Origin of the sequence: Arthrobacter sp. UYCu712 (assembly GCF_040547005.1) — a bacterium.
Lineage (GTDB): Bacteria > Actinomycetota > Actinomycetes > Actinomycetales > Micrococcaceae > Arthrobacter.
Map to the genome: position 1 here is coordinate 169,133 of NZ_JBEPOZ010000002.1, position 14,951 is coordinate 184,083.

General features: G+C 68.0%; 17 protein-coding genes and 1 tRNA gene. 12 read left to right on the top strand and 6 right to left on the bottom strand.

The window, feature by feature from the left end; translation table 11 throughout:
- Window positions 1-113 precede the first annotated feature (113 nt).
- Both ABIB51_RS02835 and ABIB51_RS02840 read right to left on the bottom strand, forming a co-directional pair.
- On the bottom strand, window positions 114-1,013 hold the full coding sequence (locus ABIB51_RS02835) for an NAD(P)-dependent oxidoreductase (protein ID WP_354185262.1): 900 nt from the start codon (window positions 1,011-1,013) through the stop codon (window positions 114-116).
- A gap of 39 nt (window positions 1,014-1,052) precedes the next feature.
- Window positions 1,053-2,573, bottom strand: coding sequence for a four-carbon acid sugar kinase family protein (locus tag ABIB51_RS02840; protein ID WP_354185264.1), 1,521 nt, complete (start codon window positions 2,571-2,573; stop codon window positions 1,053-1,055).
- A 172-nt stretch (window positions 2,574-2,745) separates the two neighbouring features.
- Between ABIB51_RS02840 and ABIB51_RS02845 the strand changes: the two genes are divergently transcribed.
- The 6 genes from ABIB51_RS02845 to ABIB51_RS02870 all read left to right on the top strand — a co-directional run bounded on the left by ABIB51_RS02845 (window position 2,746) and on the right by ABIB51_RS02870 (window position 6,766).
- Window positions 2,746-3,456: a FadR/GntR family transcriptional regulator gene (locus tag ABIB51_RS02845; protein ID WP_354185266.1), complete on the top strand. Its 711-nt coding sequence runs from the start codon at window positions 2,746-2,748 to the stop codon at window positions 3,454-3,456.
- A 176-nt stretch (window positions 3,457-3,632) separates the two neighbouring features.
- Window positions 3,633-4,475, top strand: a complete 843-nt coding sequence (locus tag ABIB51_RS02850; RefSeq protein ID WP_354185572.1) for an SGNH/GDSL hydrolase family protein — start codon at window positions 3,633-3,635, stop codon at window positions 4,473-4,475.
- 52 nt (window positions 4,476-4,527) lie between these two features.
- Window positions 4,528-4,737 carry a dodecin gene (locus tag ABIB51_RS02855; protein WP_354185268.1) on the top strand — a complete coding sequence of 70 codons (210 nt, stop codon included), beginning with the start codon at window positions 4,528-4,530 and terminating at the stop codon, window positions 4,735-4,737.
- A gap of 66 nt (window positions 4,738-4,803) precedes the next feature.
- Entirely contained in the window at window positions 4,804-5,775 is a 972-nt protein-coding gene (locus tag ABIB51_RS02860; RefSeq protein WP_354185270.1) for an aldo/keto reductase, read from the top strand.
- Window positions 5,776-5,947: 172 nt separating this feature from the next.
- Entirely contained in the window at window positions 5,948-6,211 is a 264-nt protein-coding gene (locus ABIB51_RS02865) for a GlsB/YeaQ/YmgE family stress response membrane protein (protein WP_354185272.1), read from the top strand.
- A 90-nt stretch (window positions 6,212-6,301) separates the two neighbouring features.
- The gene (locus ABIB51_RS02870) at window positions 6,302-6,766 is read left to right on the top strand and encodes a YtxH domain-containing protein (protein WP_354185274.1); all 465 of its coding nucleotides are present in this window, start codon (window positions 6,302-6,304) and stop codon (window positions 6,764-6,766) included.
- A gap of 3 nt (window positions 6,767-6,769) precedes the next feature.
- On the opposite strand, the gene ABIB51_RS02875 is transcribed toward ABIB51_RS02870, so the two are convergent.
- Window positions 6,770-7,651: a putative protein N(5)-glutamine methyltransferase gene (locus tag ABIB51_RS02875; RefSeq protein WP_354185276.1), complete on the bottom strand. Its 882-nt coding sequence runs from the start codon at window positions 7,649-7,651 to the stop codon at window positions 6,770-6,772.
- Window positions 7,652-7,798: 147 nt separating this feature from the next.
- Between ABIB51_RS02875 and ABIB51_RS02880 the strand changes: the two genes are divergently transcribed.
- Window positions 7,799-8,803, top strand: a complete 1,005-nt coding sequence (locus tag ABIB51_RS02880; RefSeq protein WP_354185574.1) for a lactonase family protein — start codon at window positions 7,799-7,801, stop codon at window positions 8,801-8,803.
- Here ABIB51_RS02880 and ABIB51_RS02885 read toward each other — a convergent pair.
- The gene (locus ABIB51_RS02885; protein ID WP_354185278.1) at window positions 8,784-9,809 is read right to left on the bottom strand and encodes a PHP domain-containing protein; all 1,026 of its coding nucleotides are present in this window, start codon (window positions 9,807-9,809) and stop codon (window positions 8,784-8,786) included. The two genes, ABIB51_RS02880 and ABIB51_RS02885, sit on opposite strands and share 20 nt — an antisense overlap.
- Between ABIB51_RS02885 and ABIB51_RS02890 the strand changes: the two genes are divergently transcribed.
- A complete protein-coding gene (locus ABIB51_RS02890) occupies window positions 9,808-10,251 on the top strand; it encodes a hypothetical protein (RefSeq protein WP_354185280.1) in 444 nt (147 codons plus the stop codon). The two genes, ABIB51_RS02885 and ABIB51_RS02890, sit on opposite strands and share 2 nt — an antisense overlap.
- Window positions 10,252-10,260: 9 nt before the next feature.
- Entirely contained in the window at window positions 10,261-10,932 is a 672-nt protein-coding gene (locus tag ABIB51_RS02895; RefSeq protein ID WP_354185282.1) for a GGDEF domain-containing protein, read from the top strand.
- 247 nt (window positions 10,933-11,179) lie between these two features.
- Here the strand turns inward: ABIB51_RS02895 and ABIB51_RS02900 are convergent.
- Window positions 11,180-11,252 (bottom strand) — tRNA-Lys (locus ABIB51_RS02900).
- Between the two features lie 212 nt (window positions 11,253-11,464).
- Here ABIB51_RS02900 and ABIB51_RS02905 point away from each other — a divergent pair.
- The 3 genes from ABIB51_RS02905 to ABIB51_RS02915 all read left to right on the top strand — a co-directional run bounded on the left by ABIB51_RS02905 (window position 11,465) and on the right by ABIB51_RS02915 (window position 14,097).
- Complete coding sequence (locus ABIB51_RS02905) at window positions 11,465-12,121, top strand: hypothetical protein (RefSeq protein ID WP_354185284.1); 657 nt, start codon at window positions 11,465-11,467, stop codon at window positions 12,119-12,121.
- Between the two features lie 340 nt (window positions 12,122-12,461).
- The gene (locus ABIB51_RS02910; protein ID WP_354185286.1) at window positions 12,462-13,079 is read left to right on the top strand and encodes a DUF47 domain-containing protein; all 618 of its coding nucleotides are present in this window, start codon (window positions 12,462-12,464) and stop codon (window positions 13,077-13,079) included.
- Window position 13,080: 1 nt separating this feature from the next.
- Window positions 13,081-14,097: an inorganic phosphate transporter gene (locus ABIB51_RS02915; protein ID WP_354185288.1), complete on the top strand. Its 1,017-nt coding sequence runs from the start codon at window positions 13,081-13,083 to the stop codon at window positions 14,095-14,097.
- Between the two features lie 25 nt (window positions 14,098-14,122).
- On the opposite strand, the gene pstB is transcribed toward ABIB51_RS02915, so the two are convergent.
- The gene (pstB, locus tag ABIB51_RS02920; protein ID WP_354185290.1) at window positions 14,123-14,902 is read right to left on the bottom strand and encodes a phosphate ABC transporter ATP-binding protein PstB; all 780 of its coding nucleotides are present in this window, start codon (window positions 14,900-14,902) and stop codon (window positions 14,123-14,125) included.
- Window positions 14,903-14,951: the final 49 nt, after the last annotated feature.

Sequence of the window (14,951 nt, forward strand, 5' to 3'; positions counted from 1 at the left end):
ACAGGAAAGTCGTCCGACGATTCAACCGCGAGGTAAAAGTGGCGGAACTGTGGCGGGGAGGGGCCCGGCGACGGCGGAGGGGAGACCGCCGTCGCCGGGGGTGGGGTGGCCGGTCAGGCGGTGCGCTTGGTGGGGGCGATGACCTTGATGACGGCGGAGTCGTCGGCGGCGGCGAGTCCCTGGGCCTGGCCGAGGAGGTAGAGCTGCTCGGCGGCCGCGGCCACGGGGGCGGCGAGGCCGGCGGCGCGGGTGGCCTTGCCGACGATGCCCATGTCCTTGACGAAGATGTCCAGGCGGCTGAGGACCTCAGCGCCGTTGTCCGTGTAGGCCTCCAGGATCCGGGGGCCGCGGTTGGAGAGCATGAAGGAGCCTGCGGCGCCGGCTTCGAGGGCGGCGAGGGTCTTGGCCTGGTCGAGGCCGAGGGCGTCGGCCAGGGCCATGGCCTCGGCGGCGGCGGCGATGTGGATGCCGCACAGCAGCTGGTTGACGGTCTTGAGCGCCTGGCCGTCGCCGGGCTTGTCGCCGACGACAGTGAGGGTGGAGGCGAGCAGTTCCAGGACCGGCCGTGCGGTTTCCAGGGCGGACGGGTCGGCGCCGACGACGATCAGCAGGTCGCCTTCGCCGGCGCGCTTGGGTCCGCCGGAGAGCGGCGCGTCCACCAGGGCAACGTCGAATTCGGCGAGGCGGGCGACGGTGGCCGGGATGGCTTCGGTGCCCACGGTGCTGCCGAGGATCACGACGGCGCCCGGCTTCAGCACGGAGGCGACGCCGTTCTCGCCGAAGAGGACGTCGTCGAGCTGTTCGCCGTTGCGGACGGCGAGCAGCAGGGCGTCGGCGCCCTCGGCGGCTTCCCGGGCGGAGGTGAAGGTCCGGATGCCGGCCTCTTCAGCGAGCTTCAGCCGCGGCTCGGCGATGTCGAAGCCGTGGACGGTCAGCTGGCTGGCGAGGCAGGTGGCCATCGGCAGGCCCATGGCGCCAAGGCCGAGGACGGTGACTGTGTACTGTGCGGTCATGGTTTTCTCCGTTGAAGGCGTGCGTTGGGCAGGTGGGGATTAGAAGGTGTTGCTGAGTTTGCGGGTGACCTGGGCGAGGGAGTCATCGTCGCCGACGTTTCCGGCGAAGACGATGTACGGGATGCCCTTCGCGGGCCCGTCCACCGGTTCCCAGAGGCTCACGATGCCCGGCAGCATGGGTCCGCGGACGATTCCGTGCCGGATCTCCAGCCCGTGGGCGGCGACGTCCGAGGACGTGATGCCGCCCTTGGCGATGACGAACCGCGGCGGGAAGGTCTTGAGCGTGCGGTTGACGACGGCGACGACGGCGGCAGAGACGGTGCGGGCGATCCGCAGGCTCTCGACGGCGTCGTCGGTCTTGATGAGCAGGCGGCTGGTGTGGACGATGACGTCGCCGCTGTGCAGGGCATCGACGACCGTGTCAACGGTCTGGTCCAGGTGGCTGTCCGCGTTTTCGCCGAGCAGTTTCTCGACGTCGATTTCCACGATGCGGGCAGCGCTGTGCTGTTCGGTGAGGACCTTGAGCTGGCGGGTCGTGACGCCCACGTGCGAGCCGACGACGATCAGGCCGCCGGCCTCCGACGGGGTGTTGCCGGCGTAGGCTTCCTCGCCGCTGAGCTCGGAACGGATCTCCTGGCCGATCCGGGCGCGGACGAACGGCGGGCCGACCCGGTAGAGGAGCTTCTTGCCGCGGCGTTCGGCTTCCTCCAGGCCGAGGGCGAGCGCCCGGAGGTCGCTTTCGGTGACGATGTCCGCCACGATCGGGGTGGAATCCGTGGCCGCGCCGATGGCGTCGGCGATCGCCTTGGCGGAGACGGCCGGGTCCGCGGAAGCACCGTTCCCGGCGGCACCGGCGCGGATGATGTTCAGGTCCAGGACGATCACCGAGTCGGCGGCAAAGCGGCCCCGGGACTTTTCCTCCACATACTTGGCCATCTCGGAGTTGGCGAACCCGAAGCTGGCGTCCTTGGCGAATTCCGTCTCGGCGACGGGGGTGAGCTTGCCGGCGTCGTCGCCGGTGCCGCGCATGTAGTGCACGCCGCCGATGGTGACGCGGCCGGCGTCGGGGAACGCGGGGACGATCACGACGCCGTCGGTTGCTTCGCCACTGACTGCGGCGACGGTGGCGGCAATGACGTCGGGTTCCAGCGGGTAGTGGCCGCGCAGGGTGGAATCGCTGCGGCTGACGAAGCTCAGGCGAAGCCCGGAACCGGCACCGTGAGGTCCCGCGGCGGCTGCCGCAAGCGCGTTCCGGACGACTTCCTCATTGCGGGCCGCAGCTTCGGCCGGGTCCAGGCTGCGGGTGTTCGTGAGCACGTAGACGGCCCGGGGGCGCTGGCCGTCGATTTCGTGGCCGAAAGCCCAGGCGAAGTCGGCCGGCTCCCAGCGGGTCAGCACGGGCAGGTTCGCGACGGACTGCGTGCCGGTGGGGTCATCGTCAAGGACCACCAGGATCCGCGGGACGTCCTGGGACGAGGCGGCCACGCTGTCGGCCACCAGTCGGGCGGGGATCTGTACCTCGGCCGGGAAGGCGGCGAGCACATCTGCTTCAAGGGGCACTTTGCACTCCATTGTGTGTGTTGATCTGCGGCAGGTCCGCAGTCGAGATATTTGTAAGATGTCTGACATCTTATGTCCGAGTGATAGTGTGTCATAAGGCACAAAGACGCGCAAGTAGACTGTGTCTCCGAGCAGGACCATCACGCAAGACCAAGTCGCTGGACGGGGAATATTGGCTAGGAAATCGTTGGTCGGGGTAGTGGCGGACGAGCTGCTGGACCGGATCATTGCCGGCGAGTTTCCGCCGGGAACGGCTGTCCCCGGCGAGCTCGAACTGAGCGCGAGGCACGAGGTCAGCCGCATGACCGTGCGCGAGGCGATGAAGACCCTCGAGGCCCAGCGGATCCTCAGCGTGGAGCGCGGCCGGGGCACGTTTGTGAACCCGCTGAACCGCTGGGCATCCCTGGAGGCCGTACTGCGGGCAGCATCAGAGGGGAAGGACGATGCCTCTGCGGCCGTCCAGCTGATCGAGCTCCGCCGGATGCTGGAAAGCGGGGCCTGCGAGTTGGCCGCGGCGAGGATCGGCGAGGCCGACCTCGAGCGCCTTTACGGGCATATCGCGGCGATGCGCAGCGCCCACGACGGCAACGAAGTGGCGGCTTTTGTGGAGGCGGACCTGGCGTTCCACGACCTCATCCTCAAGGCCTCCGAGAATGTCTTTGCCGCCGTGCTGTTCGAGCCCCTGCACCGGATCCTGGAGAGGCGCCGCACCGAAACCTCCAAGGTCCCGGACATCCAGGAGCATGCGATCTGGCACCACCAGCAGATCGCGGATGCCCTGGCCTCCCGGGAGCCGCACCGCGCCCGCGACGCCATGGACGCGCACATGCAGCAGACGCTCGACGACCTCAAAACCTATGTCCTGGAGGGGCGCTCCGGCTAGGGCTGCCCGGCAGCAGCCACCTAGCGGAGGTTGCCCGGCGGACGGGACCAAAGTACCTACCGGCGCCCCAAATCCGGGTGTATTTCTGGAATGTGAACGCCGCCCGTTTCTTTGATCCTGGCGCCGGGTGGACCGACGCCACCGTCCGCACTGCGGGCCGCACCGCAGTCCGGGCAATGGGCGATGCCGCGTGTGCAGGGAACGCCAGGCCATGGAGCCGGTTCGTGGCCCTGGGAGACTCGTTCACCGCGGGGATCGGGGACCCTGAACCACGCAGTCCCGGTGGTTTCAGGGGCTGGGCGGACCGCGTTGCCGAGGAGCTCAGCGAGGGAAACCGGGACTTCGGCTACGCCAACCTCGCTGTCAGCGGGCTCGTGATACGCCAGATTTTGGAGCAGCAACTGGGGCCGGCGATCGAGCTGAAGCCCGATCTGGTCACTCTCTCGGCCGGCGGCAACGACCTGGTCTTCCACCGGAGCGATCTGGACCGGCTGGCCGCCTCCCTCGATGATGCCGTGGGCCTGCTCACCGCCACGGGAGCGACGATCGTGCTGTTCACGGGACCGGACGGGGGCGGAACCCCGCTGTTCGGCCATATCCGCGGCAGGGTGGCCGTGTTCAACGAGAACCTCCGGACCATAGCGGCACGCCATGACGCCGTGATTGCCGATCTGTGGACACTCCGGCAACTCACGGATCCGCAGATGTGGGATCCGGACCGCCTGCATTTCTCCCCCATGGGACATCACACCATCGCGGCAATGGTCCTGGACGCCCTGAGCGTGTCCCACAGCCTGCAACCGCTGCAACCCAAGCCCTTGCCGTCCGGCAGTTGGCGGGAAAACCGGGCAGGGGACCTCGTCTGGTTCACTAACCACCTGCTGCCCTGGGCGATAAACCAGATCCGGCCAGGGGCCGACGGCGTGCCGCGGACTGCCAAGCGCCCTGAGCCCGGCCCGGTCGCGGTGTCCCCAAGCACCGGCACAGCGCCCCTAGTCCAGCCACGATCTGTCGGCTAATCTGCAGGAACGGCCCGGAGCCGGGCATCGAAGGCGATCACCAGGAGCGAAGTTGTCTAATCACACTTACAGCATTTCTGAAATTGTCGGAACCTCGAATGAAGGCGTTGACGCGGCCGTCCGCAACGGGATCTCCGAAGCCGCAAAGACCCTGCGGAACCTCGACTGGTTTGAAGTGAAGGAAATCCGCGGCCACCTGAAAAACGGCGAGGTGGCTGACTGGCAGGTGACGATCAAGCTCGGGTTCCGTCTGGAGCGCTGACGCTGGCATTCGGCCGGAACCGCCCGGCACTTCAAGGTCCTCAACCACGCGGGAAAAGACCACAGCATGGAGTACACCCACCTTGGCCGCTCCGGCCTGAAAGTCTCGCGCCTGTGCCTGGGCACCATGAACTTCGGGCCGCAGACCGCGGAGCCGGAAGCCCACTCCATCCTGGATTCGGCGCTGGATTCCGGCATCAACTTCATCGACACCGCCAACGTTTACGGAGGCAAAGGCCGGCGCGGCTGGACCGAGGAAATCCTGGGCCGCTGGTTCGCCCAGGGCGGCGAGCGCCGCGAACGGACGGTGCTCGCCACCAAGCTGTACGGCACCATGACGGACCGGCCCAACGGGTCCAAACTGTCGGCGCTGAATATCCGGCACGCCCTCGACGCGAGCCTGAAACGGCTGCAGACGGACTACGTCGATGTCTACCAATTCCACCACATTGACCGGAACACCCCGTGGGACGAGATCTGGCAGGCGATGGACGTCGCTGTCCAGCAGGGAAAGATCCTCTATGCGGGCAGCAGCAACTTCGCCGGCTGGCACATCGCCCGGGCACAGGAATCTGCCGTGCGCCGGCACGGCAACGGCCTGGTCAGCGAACAGTCCATCTACAACCTGCTGACCCGGAACATCGAACTGGAGGTCATCCCCGCCGCCCTGGAGTACGGGCTGGGGATCCTCCCGTGGTCACCCCTGCACGGCGGCCTCCTCGGCGGCGTACTGCAGCAGGAGCGCGACGGCGTCCGCCGGACCGAGGGCCGCGCCCTTGCGACTCTCAAGAAGCACGAAGAACAGGTCCGGGAGTACGAGGACTTTGCCGGCGAACTGGGCCACCAGCCCGGGGACGTGGCCCTGGCCTGGCTGCTGCACCAGCCAGCCGTAACGGCGCCGATCGTGGGGCCCCGCACGCAGGGCCAGCTGGACGCCGCGATCCGGGCACTTGAGGTGTCACTCGACGCCGGGGCGCTCACGCGCCTTGACCAGATATTCCCGGGCCACCGGACCGCACCGGAGGACTATGCCTGGTAGTTCCGCCCGCGGAAACGAACCGCGAATTGGTATCAAATAGATCACGTGCCGGGGTATCCGGCAGGCCCCGAGTGGCCCTTTTATACTAAGCATGATTAGTATTGAGGCAGAAGGATGAAGCGCACCCGGCAACCCGGGTGTCTCCTCTATGAAAGAAGAAGGAACGATAAAAATGGGTTTTTTCGCATTTCTGATTCTGGGTCTCATCGCCGGAGCGATCGCTAAGGCCATCCTCCCGGGACGTCAGGGCGGTGGCATTTTCATCACCCTCCTGCTCGGAGTTGTAGGCGCAATTCTTGGCGGCTGGATCGGCGGCCTGCTCTTCAACACGGGCATCAACGAATTCTTCTCGCTGTCCACGTGGCTGCTGGCCATCGGCGGTGCGATCATCGTCCTGCTGGTTTACGGCATGATCACCAAGCGCTCGGCCCGCTAAAACGGAGCCAGGCTAAAAGCCGGCCCCGGGATTTTTCCCGGGGCCGGCTTTTTTGACACACAACGAACGTCAAAAGAGCAGGAGTACAGCATGAAAGCCAAACTTCTTTTCGGTGCCGGAATGGCCGCAGGCTACATTCTCGGGTCACGGTCGGGGCGCGCAGCCTACGAAAAGCTCAAGTCCCGGGCTGCAGCCCTCTGGGAAAGCAAGCCCGTCCAGGACAAGCTGACTGCCGCGGCCGAGGCCGTCAAGGACAAAGCCCCCGAAGTCTCGGACCAGCTCTCCGAGGCCGCCCGCCGCGCGGCGACCGTCATCGGTTCCGCCGTCCGGCACGAGGATGCCCCTGAAAAGACCGGCGTTGCCGCTCCCGAAGGCAGCATCCCGGCGCACGGCACGCACCCGGACACCGTCAACCTCGGGACCGCCGCGTCCGCTGCTCCCGACGTCGAGTCGGATCCCGCCCTGAATGATGAGGCGGGCCAGGACTGGTCCGATGAAGGCGGGGCCACGCCGGCTGGGGCGGCCACCAACGTCGACCCGAACAAACTGCCCTGACATCTAGCGGAGGGCCGGGGCGCCGCCGGGGGCCGGCGCCCCGCCGGCACCCTCAACCGCGCCGATGACCACTGTGGCGTCCAGTTCCTCCGAACTCGACACCCGGGCGGTCAGCCCGTTGCGCAGGAACAACTCCACAGTCTGCGGCGCCTGGCCCCGGCTCGTTTCGATCAGCAGGTGGCCGCCCGGCGCCAGCCATTTCGGCGCCGCGGCGGCCACCCGCCGTTGCACGGCCAGCCCGTCGGCTCCGCCGTCCAGGCAGGCACGCGGCTCATGCAGCCGGGCCTCCTGCGGCATGGTCCTGATTCCCGCGGACGGCACATAGGGCGCATTGACCGCCAGCACGTCGACCCGTCCGCGCAGCCGCTCCGGCAGCGGCGCGTACAAATCGCCCTCGTGGACCTCCCCGCCGAAGGGGAGGACATTGCCCCGGGCGCAGCGGACCGCCACCGGGTCGACGTCGGCCGCGTGCAGCTCCAGCGGGCCCTCCAACGCCGCGATCGCAGCCCCGACAGCCCCCGAGCCGCAGCACAGGTCAACAACGACGGGCGCGTCCCGGAACGGCCTCCCGGGAGCAGCCAGGAGCAGCACGGCGTGTTGTACGAGGAATTCGGTGCGGCGGCGCGGAACGAAGACGCCGGGGTCCACGCCGATCCGCATCCCGCAGAACTCGGCCCAGCCCAGAAGGTGCTCAAGCGGCAGGCCCGCGACCCGCCGGTCCACGAGGGCGCGCAGCTGCTCCATTGACGCTGCGGCTTCGGCCAGCAACCGGGCTTCGTCTTCGGCGAACACGCAGCCGGCGGCCCGGAGCTGTGCGGCGAGGGCAGCGAGGAACGCCGAATCCGTGCGGTATCCGGCGGGGTGGGGCGTCACGGAATCCGTCATCGCAAGGCCCTTCCTTCCGCTCCTGATGCCCGGAATCCCCATGCTACCGAAGTGGCAGGATGGCTTCATGGCATTTGAATCTGCGACTTCCCGTCCCGGCGCCCCGGAACCGGGAGCCGGCGAAGCGGCGAAGCGGCGAAGGACCTGATCTGGGCTGGGTGTTACACCGCGGACGGGGGCGGCCCGGGAACAGGCATCGGAGCACTCGGTGCCGCTGCCGACGGCACACTGGCCTGGCTCGGCGTCGTGGCCGGGGCGGATTCGCCGTCGCTCCTGGCGGTGCACCCCTCACTGCCGGTGGTCTACGCCGCGGGCGAGCAATCCCCGGACCGTACGGGCGTACCGCCGGTCCGGCGCATCCGGCCTCGAGCCGGCCGGCCCGGCGTGGCCGGCGGGGGAAGCGGCGTGCCACGTCGCCGTCGATCCGCCGGGGCGCTCCTGACGGTGGCGTGCTGGGGCGACGGCCAGGTTTTGCTCTTCGAACTCGACCACGACGGCGGCCTCGCGGCCAGGTTCGCGGCAGCGGCGTCGGCCGCTCCCGGCCGGCCCCGCCGTGCCCACGCGAGCCTGATGCTGGCGGACGGCCGCGTGATGACCACGGACCTGTGGCACGATCTGCTCCGGGTCTGGAACTATCGCCCGGGCCACGGCCTCACCCTGGACCACGAGCTGACCCTCCCGCACGGCAGCGGTCCCCGGCATCTGGTCCAGCACTCCAGCGGCTGCGTCTTTGTCGTGACCGAATACTCGATCGAGGTTGCCGTCGTGCAACGGTCAGGGGAAGCGGGGACCTACCGCCTCGCCGGCGTCGGCCCGGCAACCACAGCCGGAGCGCTGGCCGGGGACTCGGCCGCCGAAATCGCCCTGTCCGCCGACGGCAGGTACGCCTACGTGGGGGTGCGCGGCTCCAACCGGATCGGTGTGCTGGCGGTGGAGGCGGACGGCACGTCACTGCGGCCCCTCGCCGACGTCCCCAGCGGCGGGGACTGGCCCCGGCACCACCTGGTCCGGAACGGCTCCCTGCATGTGGTCCACGAACGCTCCCACGACGTCGTCACGTTCCGGCTCGATCCGGCGAGCGGGCTGCCCGGCAAGCCCACCGGCCGGGTGGCCGTGGCCTCCCCCACCGCACTCATTCCGGCCCGGATCTAGTCCACTCCAGCAGGCGGTCCAGCGGCCAGGTGGTGATGATCCGCTCCGCCGGGACGCCGTTGGCGGCCGCCCGTTCGGCCCCGTACTGGAGGAAATCAAGCTGGCCCGGCGCATGCGCGTCGCTGTCGATGCTGAACAGGCAGCCGGCGTCGAGGGCGGTCCGGATGAGCCCGTCCGGCGGGTCCTGGCGTTCCGGGCGCGAATTGATTTCCACCGCGACGCCGTGTTCCGCGCAGGCCGCGAAGACCTGTTCCGCGTCGAATTCCGATTCGGGGCGCGTCCCCCTCGATCCCTGCAGCAGGCGGCCGGTGCAGTGTCCGAGCACGTCCGTGTGCGGGTCTGCTATCGCGCCGAGCATGCGCCGGGTCATGGTGCGCTTGTCCGAGCGCAGCTTGGAGTGGACGCTTGCCACCACTACGTCGAGCCTCCCCAGCATGTCCGGCGACTGGTCCAGGCTGCCGCCCTCGAGGATGTCCACCTCGATCCCGCGCAGCAGGCGGAAGTTCCCGTTGCCGCCGGCGTTGATTCCCCGCACGACGTCGAGTTGTTGCGCCAGCCGTTCGGCGCTGAGACCGTTCGCGATCTTGAGGTTCGGCGAGTGGTCGGTCAGCGCCAGGTACTCGCGGCCCAGCAGCTTGGCCGCGTCCACCATCGCCTCCACAGGGGATCCGCCGTCGGACCAGTCGCTGTGGCTGTGCAGGTCGCCGCGGAGCATTTCCAACAGTTCGTGGCCGCCTGCAGCCAGCGGCTGGGCGCCGCGGCTGCGCAATCCGCCCAGATACTCGGGGACCCGGCCGTCGAGGGACTGCAGGATGACTTCGAAGGTCCGGTCGCCGATTCCTTTGGTCCGTTTGAGCCTGCCGTCCCGCACCCGGGCCGCGAGCTCATCCGGCCCGACTCCGGAAATGATTCCCGCGGCTTTACGGAACGCCTGCACCTTGAACGTGGGGGCCAGCTCACGTTCAAGCCAGAATGCGATCTCGTTGAGGGCATCGACGGCGTCCATGGCACCATCTTGCACCACATGCCGGGCAACGGGCTGTGTCGCAGCGTGGGCGGCAGCGGAGCGTCTGGAAGACTTAACCCGGCCAGGGCCCGATCCGGCAGGTAACTACTACTTCCTGGGCGAAGCGGCCCGCGCCACCTGGGCACCAAGCGTGGCCAACGGCGTTATGGTCCTCGGCTCCGGCTGCGTCTGGGCGGGCGCACGGTCGCTGGCCGGCCGGCGCGTCCGGCCCTGGCTCCTGGCGCTGCCCGCCACCGCGGCCTTCGCGGTTGCCTTCGCACTCCGCGCATCGGGTGACACCCGGATCGGCAGTGTGGTGCTACTGGCCATGATGGGCACGGCGATCGGGCTGGCGTCCGTGGCGCTCTGGCGGGAGCGGGCACGGTCCTGGCACCTGGTCCGTTCCCTCGCCGTCGCGACCGCCGTATGCGCCGTCTACTAACTCAGCCGGATGGCCGGACTGGCCATCCTTGGCCCGGAAAGCGCGCTGTTCCAGCTGCTGTTCGGCACCGGCGTCACCCTGCTGATGGCCATGGTGCTGCTCGTGGCGGTCTCCTCCAGCATCACCGGGCTGAACAACACCCCCCGGACCGAGGACCTCAAGGAACGCGCTGCCCGCGACGCCCTCACCGGGCTGCTGAACCGCGGCGACTTCATGCAGCAGGCGCATCGGCGGCTCCGGACGAACCTCGACGCCGGACTTCAAACGTCGATCGTCATGGCGGACCTGGACCGTTTCAAGGCCATCAACGACGGATTCGGCCACGACGCCGGCGACGCCGTCATCCGGGCCTTCAGTGATGCGTGCCGTGCCGCGGTGCGGTCCGCCGACCTGGTGGGACGCTACGGCGGCGAAGAGTTTGCCATGCTTCTCACCGGCGTTGATGCCGAGGAGTCTGTCCGGATCGCGGACCGGATCAACGCGGTCCTGGCCGAACACAGCTCCTTGCCCGCCGGCGCTCCGGCGCCAACCGCGGGCTTCGGCATCGTCGATGCGAGGAACCCCTATATCGGGCTCCAGCGGTTGATCCGGGACGTAGACGGGGCCCTCTACGAAGCGAAGGCCGCTGGCCGTAACCGCGCCGTCGTCGGCCTCACGATGGAAAGCAAAGACGCCTACTGACTCGCGGGCCGCGGAGCTGGATCACGAACGCGGCTCAAGGGGAATAGCGGTTTCACGTACCCCCCGCGCCCCTGGTTGAGGGAGGACACGGGGGCCGTGTTCAAATGACTCACGCCGGGCAGTGAGACTCAGGATTTGCGGGCTGCCGGGAACGGTCTGCCCCGGAGTGGTGATGGCGGTGTTCCGTTGGCCCACGCCTTAAATAGAAGCAGGTCAGAGGCAATATGCCTCTGACCTGCTCCGCGGGTGGGCCCTGTGGGGATCGAACCCACGACCCACGGATTAAAAGTCCGATGCTCTACCAACTGAGCTAAAGGCCCCAGCCAAATGCTCCCAAACGACGGCTAAATCCGCTGTTCCGAAGGCGATCAGGCCAGTCCATTTCTGGACGTTAATACTGTACCCCAGACCTGGGCCGGATTTTTGCACGACGGCGATGCGCCGCCGTCGTGCCGCCGCCGGCACTCGCACCCGCGCATGGGGGCCGGGGCGCATGCTCGATTCCCGTACAGCACTGGAGTAGCGTGGTGGCATGAGCGAGCAAGCAGGATCCAGCAGCCCCGGACCGCACCGGCACCACAAGCCGAAGTCGTTCGCGCCGATCGACTTCGAACCGTTCGCGGGCGGCGCCGATCCGGCCCGCATCTCCGAGGCCGCCCACCTGGCCGCCCAGGCGCTCGTGCGCCGCGGACGCGACAGCGACGATCCCACGGTCACCAAGCGGCTCGTGAAACTTGCTGATGAACAGGGCCTGGAAGCCATCGCCGAGATGTGGGCCGAGAGCCCGGCACGCTCGCTCCCCGGCGCCCTGTGGCGGCTGTATGCCCTGCGCGCCGCCACCATCCAGGACCCGGAGCGCATTTCGGTTTACTTCAAAGCCGGCAAAGACACCGCGCAGGTGGCCCATGTGGTTGCCGGCGCCGCAGAGCCGCCCGGCGCCGACGAGATGAAGTCCATGGCCGACGCCATCCTCTCCGGAGCGTTCGACGGCGAGTTCGACGTCGCGCTGGAACGGTCCGCGGCGTTCTGCCGCGTTGTGGCGCTGGGCCAGGCCACCCTCGCCGACGGCGCCGAGCACAGCAATGAGAACCATGCGAGCAAGCTCACGCGCAATTCGCACCTCCTGGTCAAGACCGCGGAGGACCTGGAGCACGCCGCCAACGCGTGGCGGCTGGGCGAACTCGACTGAAAAGACCCGGCTGCCGGCCCGTCCGGCACGCACGGCCGCGGCGGACTGTCAATGTTGACTTGGTGGAACTGTCGTAGAACACTAAAAGCGGTGCCGAACCGCGAAACCCCCGGGCTTCAACATCTAGCCGCCTAGAGCGGCCTACCGCCGAGAGGCGTATCCGGTTCGGCACCATTTCTTGCCCTCAGACCGGCGGCGCCACATCGAACGGAACCTTCTGACGGTTTCCCGTGCCCCTCACCTCGGACGGTAAAGTGATTCCCATGCGCGGGTCATCGTCAAGTCACACGGCCGGCAGCCAGTTCCCCCGCACCTCCCCTCCGAAGACCGGTGACCCCACGTGAAGCTGCGCCTCTTTCCCCAGGAGCCCGCCGGGCTGAACCTGCTGTCCTTGCTGGCGCGCCAGATTGTGCACGCCACCGGGACCCTTTCGGAAATCCTCGGCGCCCCAGCAAGCGAGCACGGCCGGCTGGTGGAGGACATGCATGACCACGAGGCCAAGTCCGCGGAGCTGCACTTTGCCTTGCTGACCCACATGCGGACCAGCTTCGTGAACCCGCTCCCCCGCGAAGACATGTACGCCCTGTCCCGGTATCTCAACGAGGCCATGGAAAAACTCGACGCCGCAGCCGAGCTTGTGTCCCTCTATAAGCTGGACCGCCTGCCAAAACGGGCCGCAGACCAGCTGGAGATCATCAGCCGGCAGGCCGAACTCACCGCCGACGCCATGCGCAAGCTGAACAACCTTGACGACCTCGAGGACTACTGGATCGAGATCCTGCGGCTGGCCAAGCGCGCGGAGCGCACCCACCGGGTCTGGGTGGCGGACATGCTCAAGGACATGAAGTCCGCCCAGTACGCGCGCAACCGGGACATCGCCAACCAGTTGGTGGAAGTCACGAAGGATATGCGCCGCGTCGCCACCCAGGTAGGCAGCATCATCGTCAAGGAATCCTGACGTGACGGTGTTCTTTTTTGCCCTGGTGGTGATCTTCGCCGGGGTCTTTGCCTTCCTGAACGGCTTCCGGGACGCCTCCACCTCCGTGGCGCTGGCGGTGCGGACGCGCGCCCTGACGCCCACCGTTGCGGTGCTCCTGGCCGGTCTGTTCAATTTCATCGGAGCGGCGCTGAGCGCCACCCTGGCGCTGGAAGTCAGCCGGACCTGGATCCAACTGCCGGCCGGGCAGAACGGCCTCACCATCCTCCTCGCCGGGCTCGCCAGCGCCGTCCTCTGGGGTGTCTATAACTGGTGGCGCGGCATCCCGTCCTCCTCGACCCACGCCCTCGTGGGCGGACTGGCCGGCGCCGGTGTCGCCAGCGTTGCGGTGGGCGGCAACTCGGTCGGCGGCGTGGACACGTCCCTGTTGTTCCAGGTGGTGCTTCCGCTGCTGCTCTCGCCGGCGATCGCCTTCGTGGGCGCCTACCTGCTGGTCTGGCCCGCCAGCTGGGCCGCGCGCTACACGCCCCCGAACGTCGTCAACGGCCGGTCCCGCCGGGCCCAGGCCGTCGCAGCCGGTGCCATCGCGTTCGCCCACGGGCTGCAGGACGGACAGCGGACCGCTGCCGTGCTGATCCTTGCCCTGCTGGCCTCGGGGCTGTCCGGAGGCGGTTCCGCCCCGATCTGGGTGGCGCTGCTCACCGCGTCCGCGCTGACCGCGGGAACGCTGGCCGGCGGGTGGCGGATTTCCTACACGATCGGCTACCGGCTGGTTCGGCTGGACCCGCTGCGCGGGTTCGTGGCCCAGCTCTGCAGCTCGGTGCTCCTGCTGGTCGGTGCGGTCGGGCTCCACTGGCCCATTTCCACGACTCACACCGTGACCACTGCCGTGCTGGGAGCGGGCACGAACCAGAGGTTCGCCGCCACCAACCGGCGGGTGGTGATTCGGGTCCTGGCCTTCTGGGTGCTCACCCCGATCGCCACCGCTGCCGCTGCGTTTGTGCTGGAACTGGCCCTTTCGCCGATAGCGGGGCTGTAGCGGCGCGACGGTTGGGCCGGAGCGGCTATCCGAAGCGGCCCGAAACGTAGTCTTCCGTGGCCTTCTGCGTCGGGTTGCTGAAGATCGTGTGGGTATCGCCGACCTCGATCAGCTTGCCCGGCTTGCCGGTGCCGGCGATGTTGAAGAACGCGGTCTTGTCGGAAACGCGTGCGGCCTGCTGCATGTTGTGGGTCACGATCACCACCGTGTACTGGTCCTTGAGTTCGTTGATGAGGTCCTCAATGGCCAGCGTGGAGATCGGGTCCAGGGCCGAGCACGGCTCGTCCATCAGGATGACCTGGGGCTCCACGGCGATCGCGCGGGCGATGCAGAGGCGCTGCTGCTGGCCGCCGGACAGCCCGGAGCCGGGCTTGGCCAGCCGGTCCTTGACCTCGTTCCAAAGGTTGGCGCCCTGCAGCGAACGTTCCACGAGGGTGTCGGCCTCGCCCTTGGACATCTTCTGGTTGTTCAGCTTCACGCCGGCCAGCACGTTGTCCCGGATGGACATCGTGGGGAACGGGTTGGGCCGCTGGAACACCATGCCGATCTGCGAGCGGACGGTCACCGGGTCCACCCCGGGGCCGTACAGGTTGTCGCCGTCGAGCAGCACTTCGCCTTCGACGCGGGCGCCCGGGATCACTTCGTGCATCCGGTTCAGGGTGCGCAGGAAAGTGGACTTGCCGCAGCCCGACGGGCCGATGAAAGCCGTAACGGACTTGGCTTCGATGTTGATGTTGACGTCTTCAACGGCCAGGAATTTGCTGTAGTAGACGTTCAGGTCCTTGACGTCGATGCGCTTAGACATGATGTTCCTTCACTTGCTGGAGGTACGGGCTGAAGATTGGGGGCACCGG

What these genes read in the sequence shown, in the direction of transcription:
- ABIB51_RS02835 (WP_354185262.1), bottom strand. Translation starts at nt 1,013, where the DNA reads ATGACCGCACAGTACACAGTCACCGTCCTCGGCCTTGGCGCCATGGGC.
- ABIB51_RS02850 (WP_354185572.1), top strand. Translation starts at nt 3,633, where the DNA reads ATGGGCGATGCCGCGTGTGCAGGGAACGCCAGGCCATGGAGCCGGTTC.
- ABIB51_RS02860 (WP_354185270.1), top strand. Translation starts at nt 4,804, where the DNA reads ATGGAGTACACCCACCTTGGCCGCTCCGGCCTGAAAGTCTCGCGCCTG.
- ABIB51_RS02865 (WP_354185272.1), top strand. Translation starts at nt 5,948, where the DNA reads ATGGGTTTTTTCGCATTTCTGATTCTGGGTCTCATCGCCGGAGCGATC.
- ABIB51_RS02870 (WP_354185274.1), top strand. Translation starts at nt 6,302, where the DNA reads ATGAAAGCCAAACTTCTTTTCGGTGCCGGAATGGCCGCAGGCTACATT.
- ABIB51_RS02875 (WP_354185276.1), bottom strand. Translation starts at nt 7,651, where the DNA reads ATGACGGATTCCGTGACGCCCCACCCCGCCGGATACCGCACGGATTCG.
- ABIB51_RS02890 (WP_354185280.1), top strand. Translation starts at nt 9,808, where the DNA reads ATGGCACCATCTTGCACCACATGCCGGGCAACGGGCTGTGTCGCAGCG.
- ABIB51_RS02885 (WP_354185278.1), bottom strand. Translation starts at nt 9,809, where the DNA reads ATGGACGCCGTCGATGCCCTCAACGAGATCGCATTCTGGCTTGAACGT.
- ABIB51_RS02895 (WP_354185282.1), top strand. Translation starts at nt 10,261, where the DNA reads ATGGCCGGACTGGCCATCCTTGGCCCGGAAAGCGCGCTGTTCCAGCTG.
- ABIB51_RS02905 (WP_354185284.1), top strand. Translation starts at nt 11,465, where the DNA reads ATGAGCGAGCAAGCAGGATCCAGCAGCCCCGGACCGCACCGGCACCAC.
- pstB (WP_354185290.1), bottom strand. Translation starts at nt 14,902, where the DNA reads ATGTCTAAGCGCATCGACGTCAAGGACCTGAACGTCTACTACAGCAAA.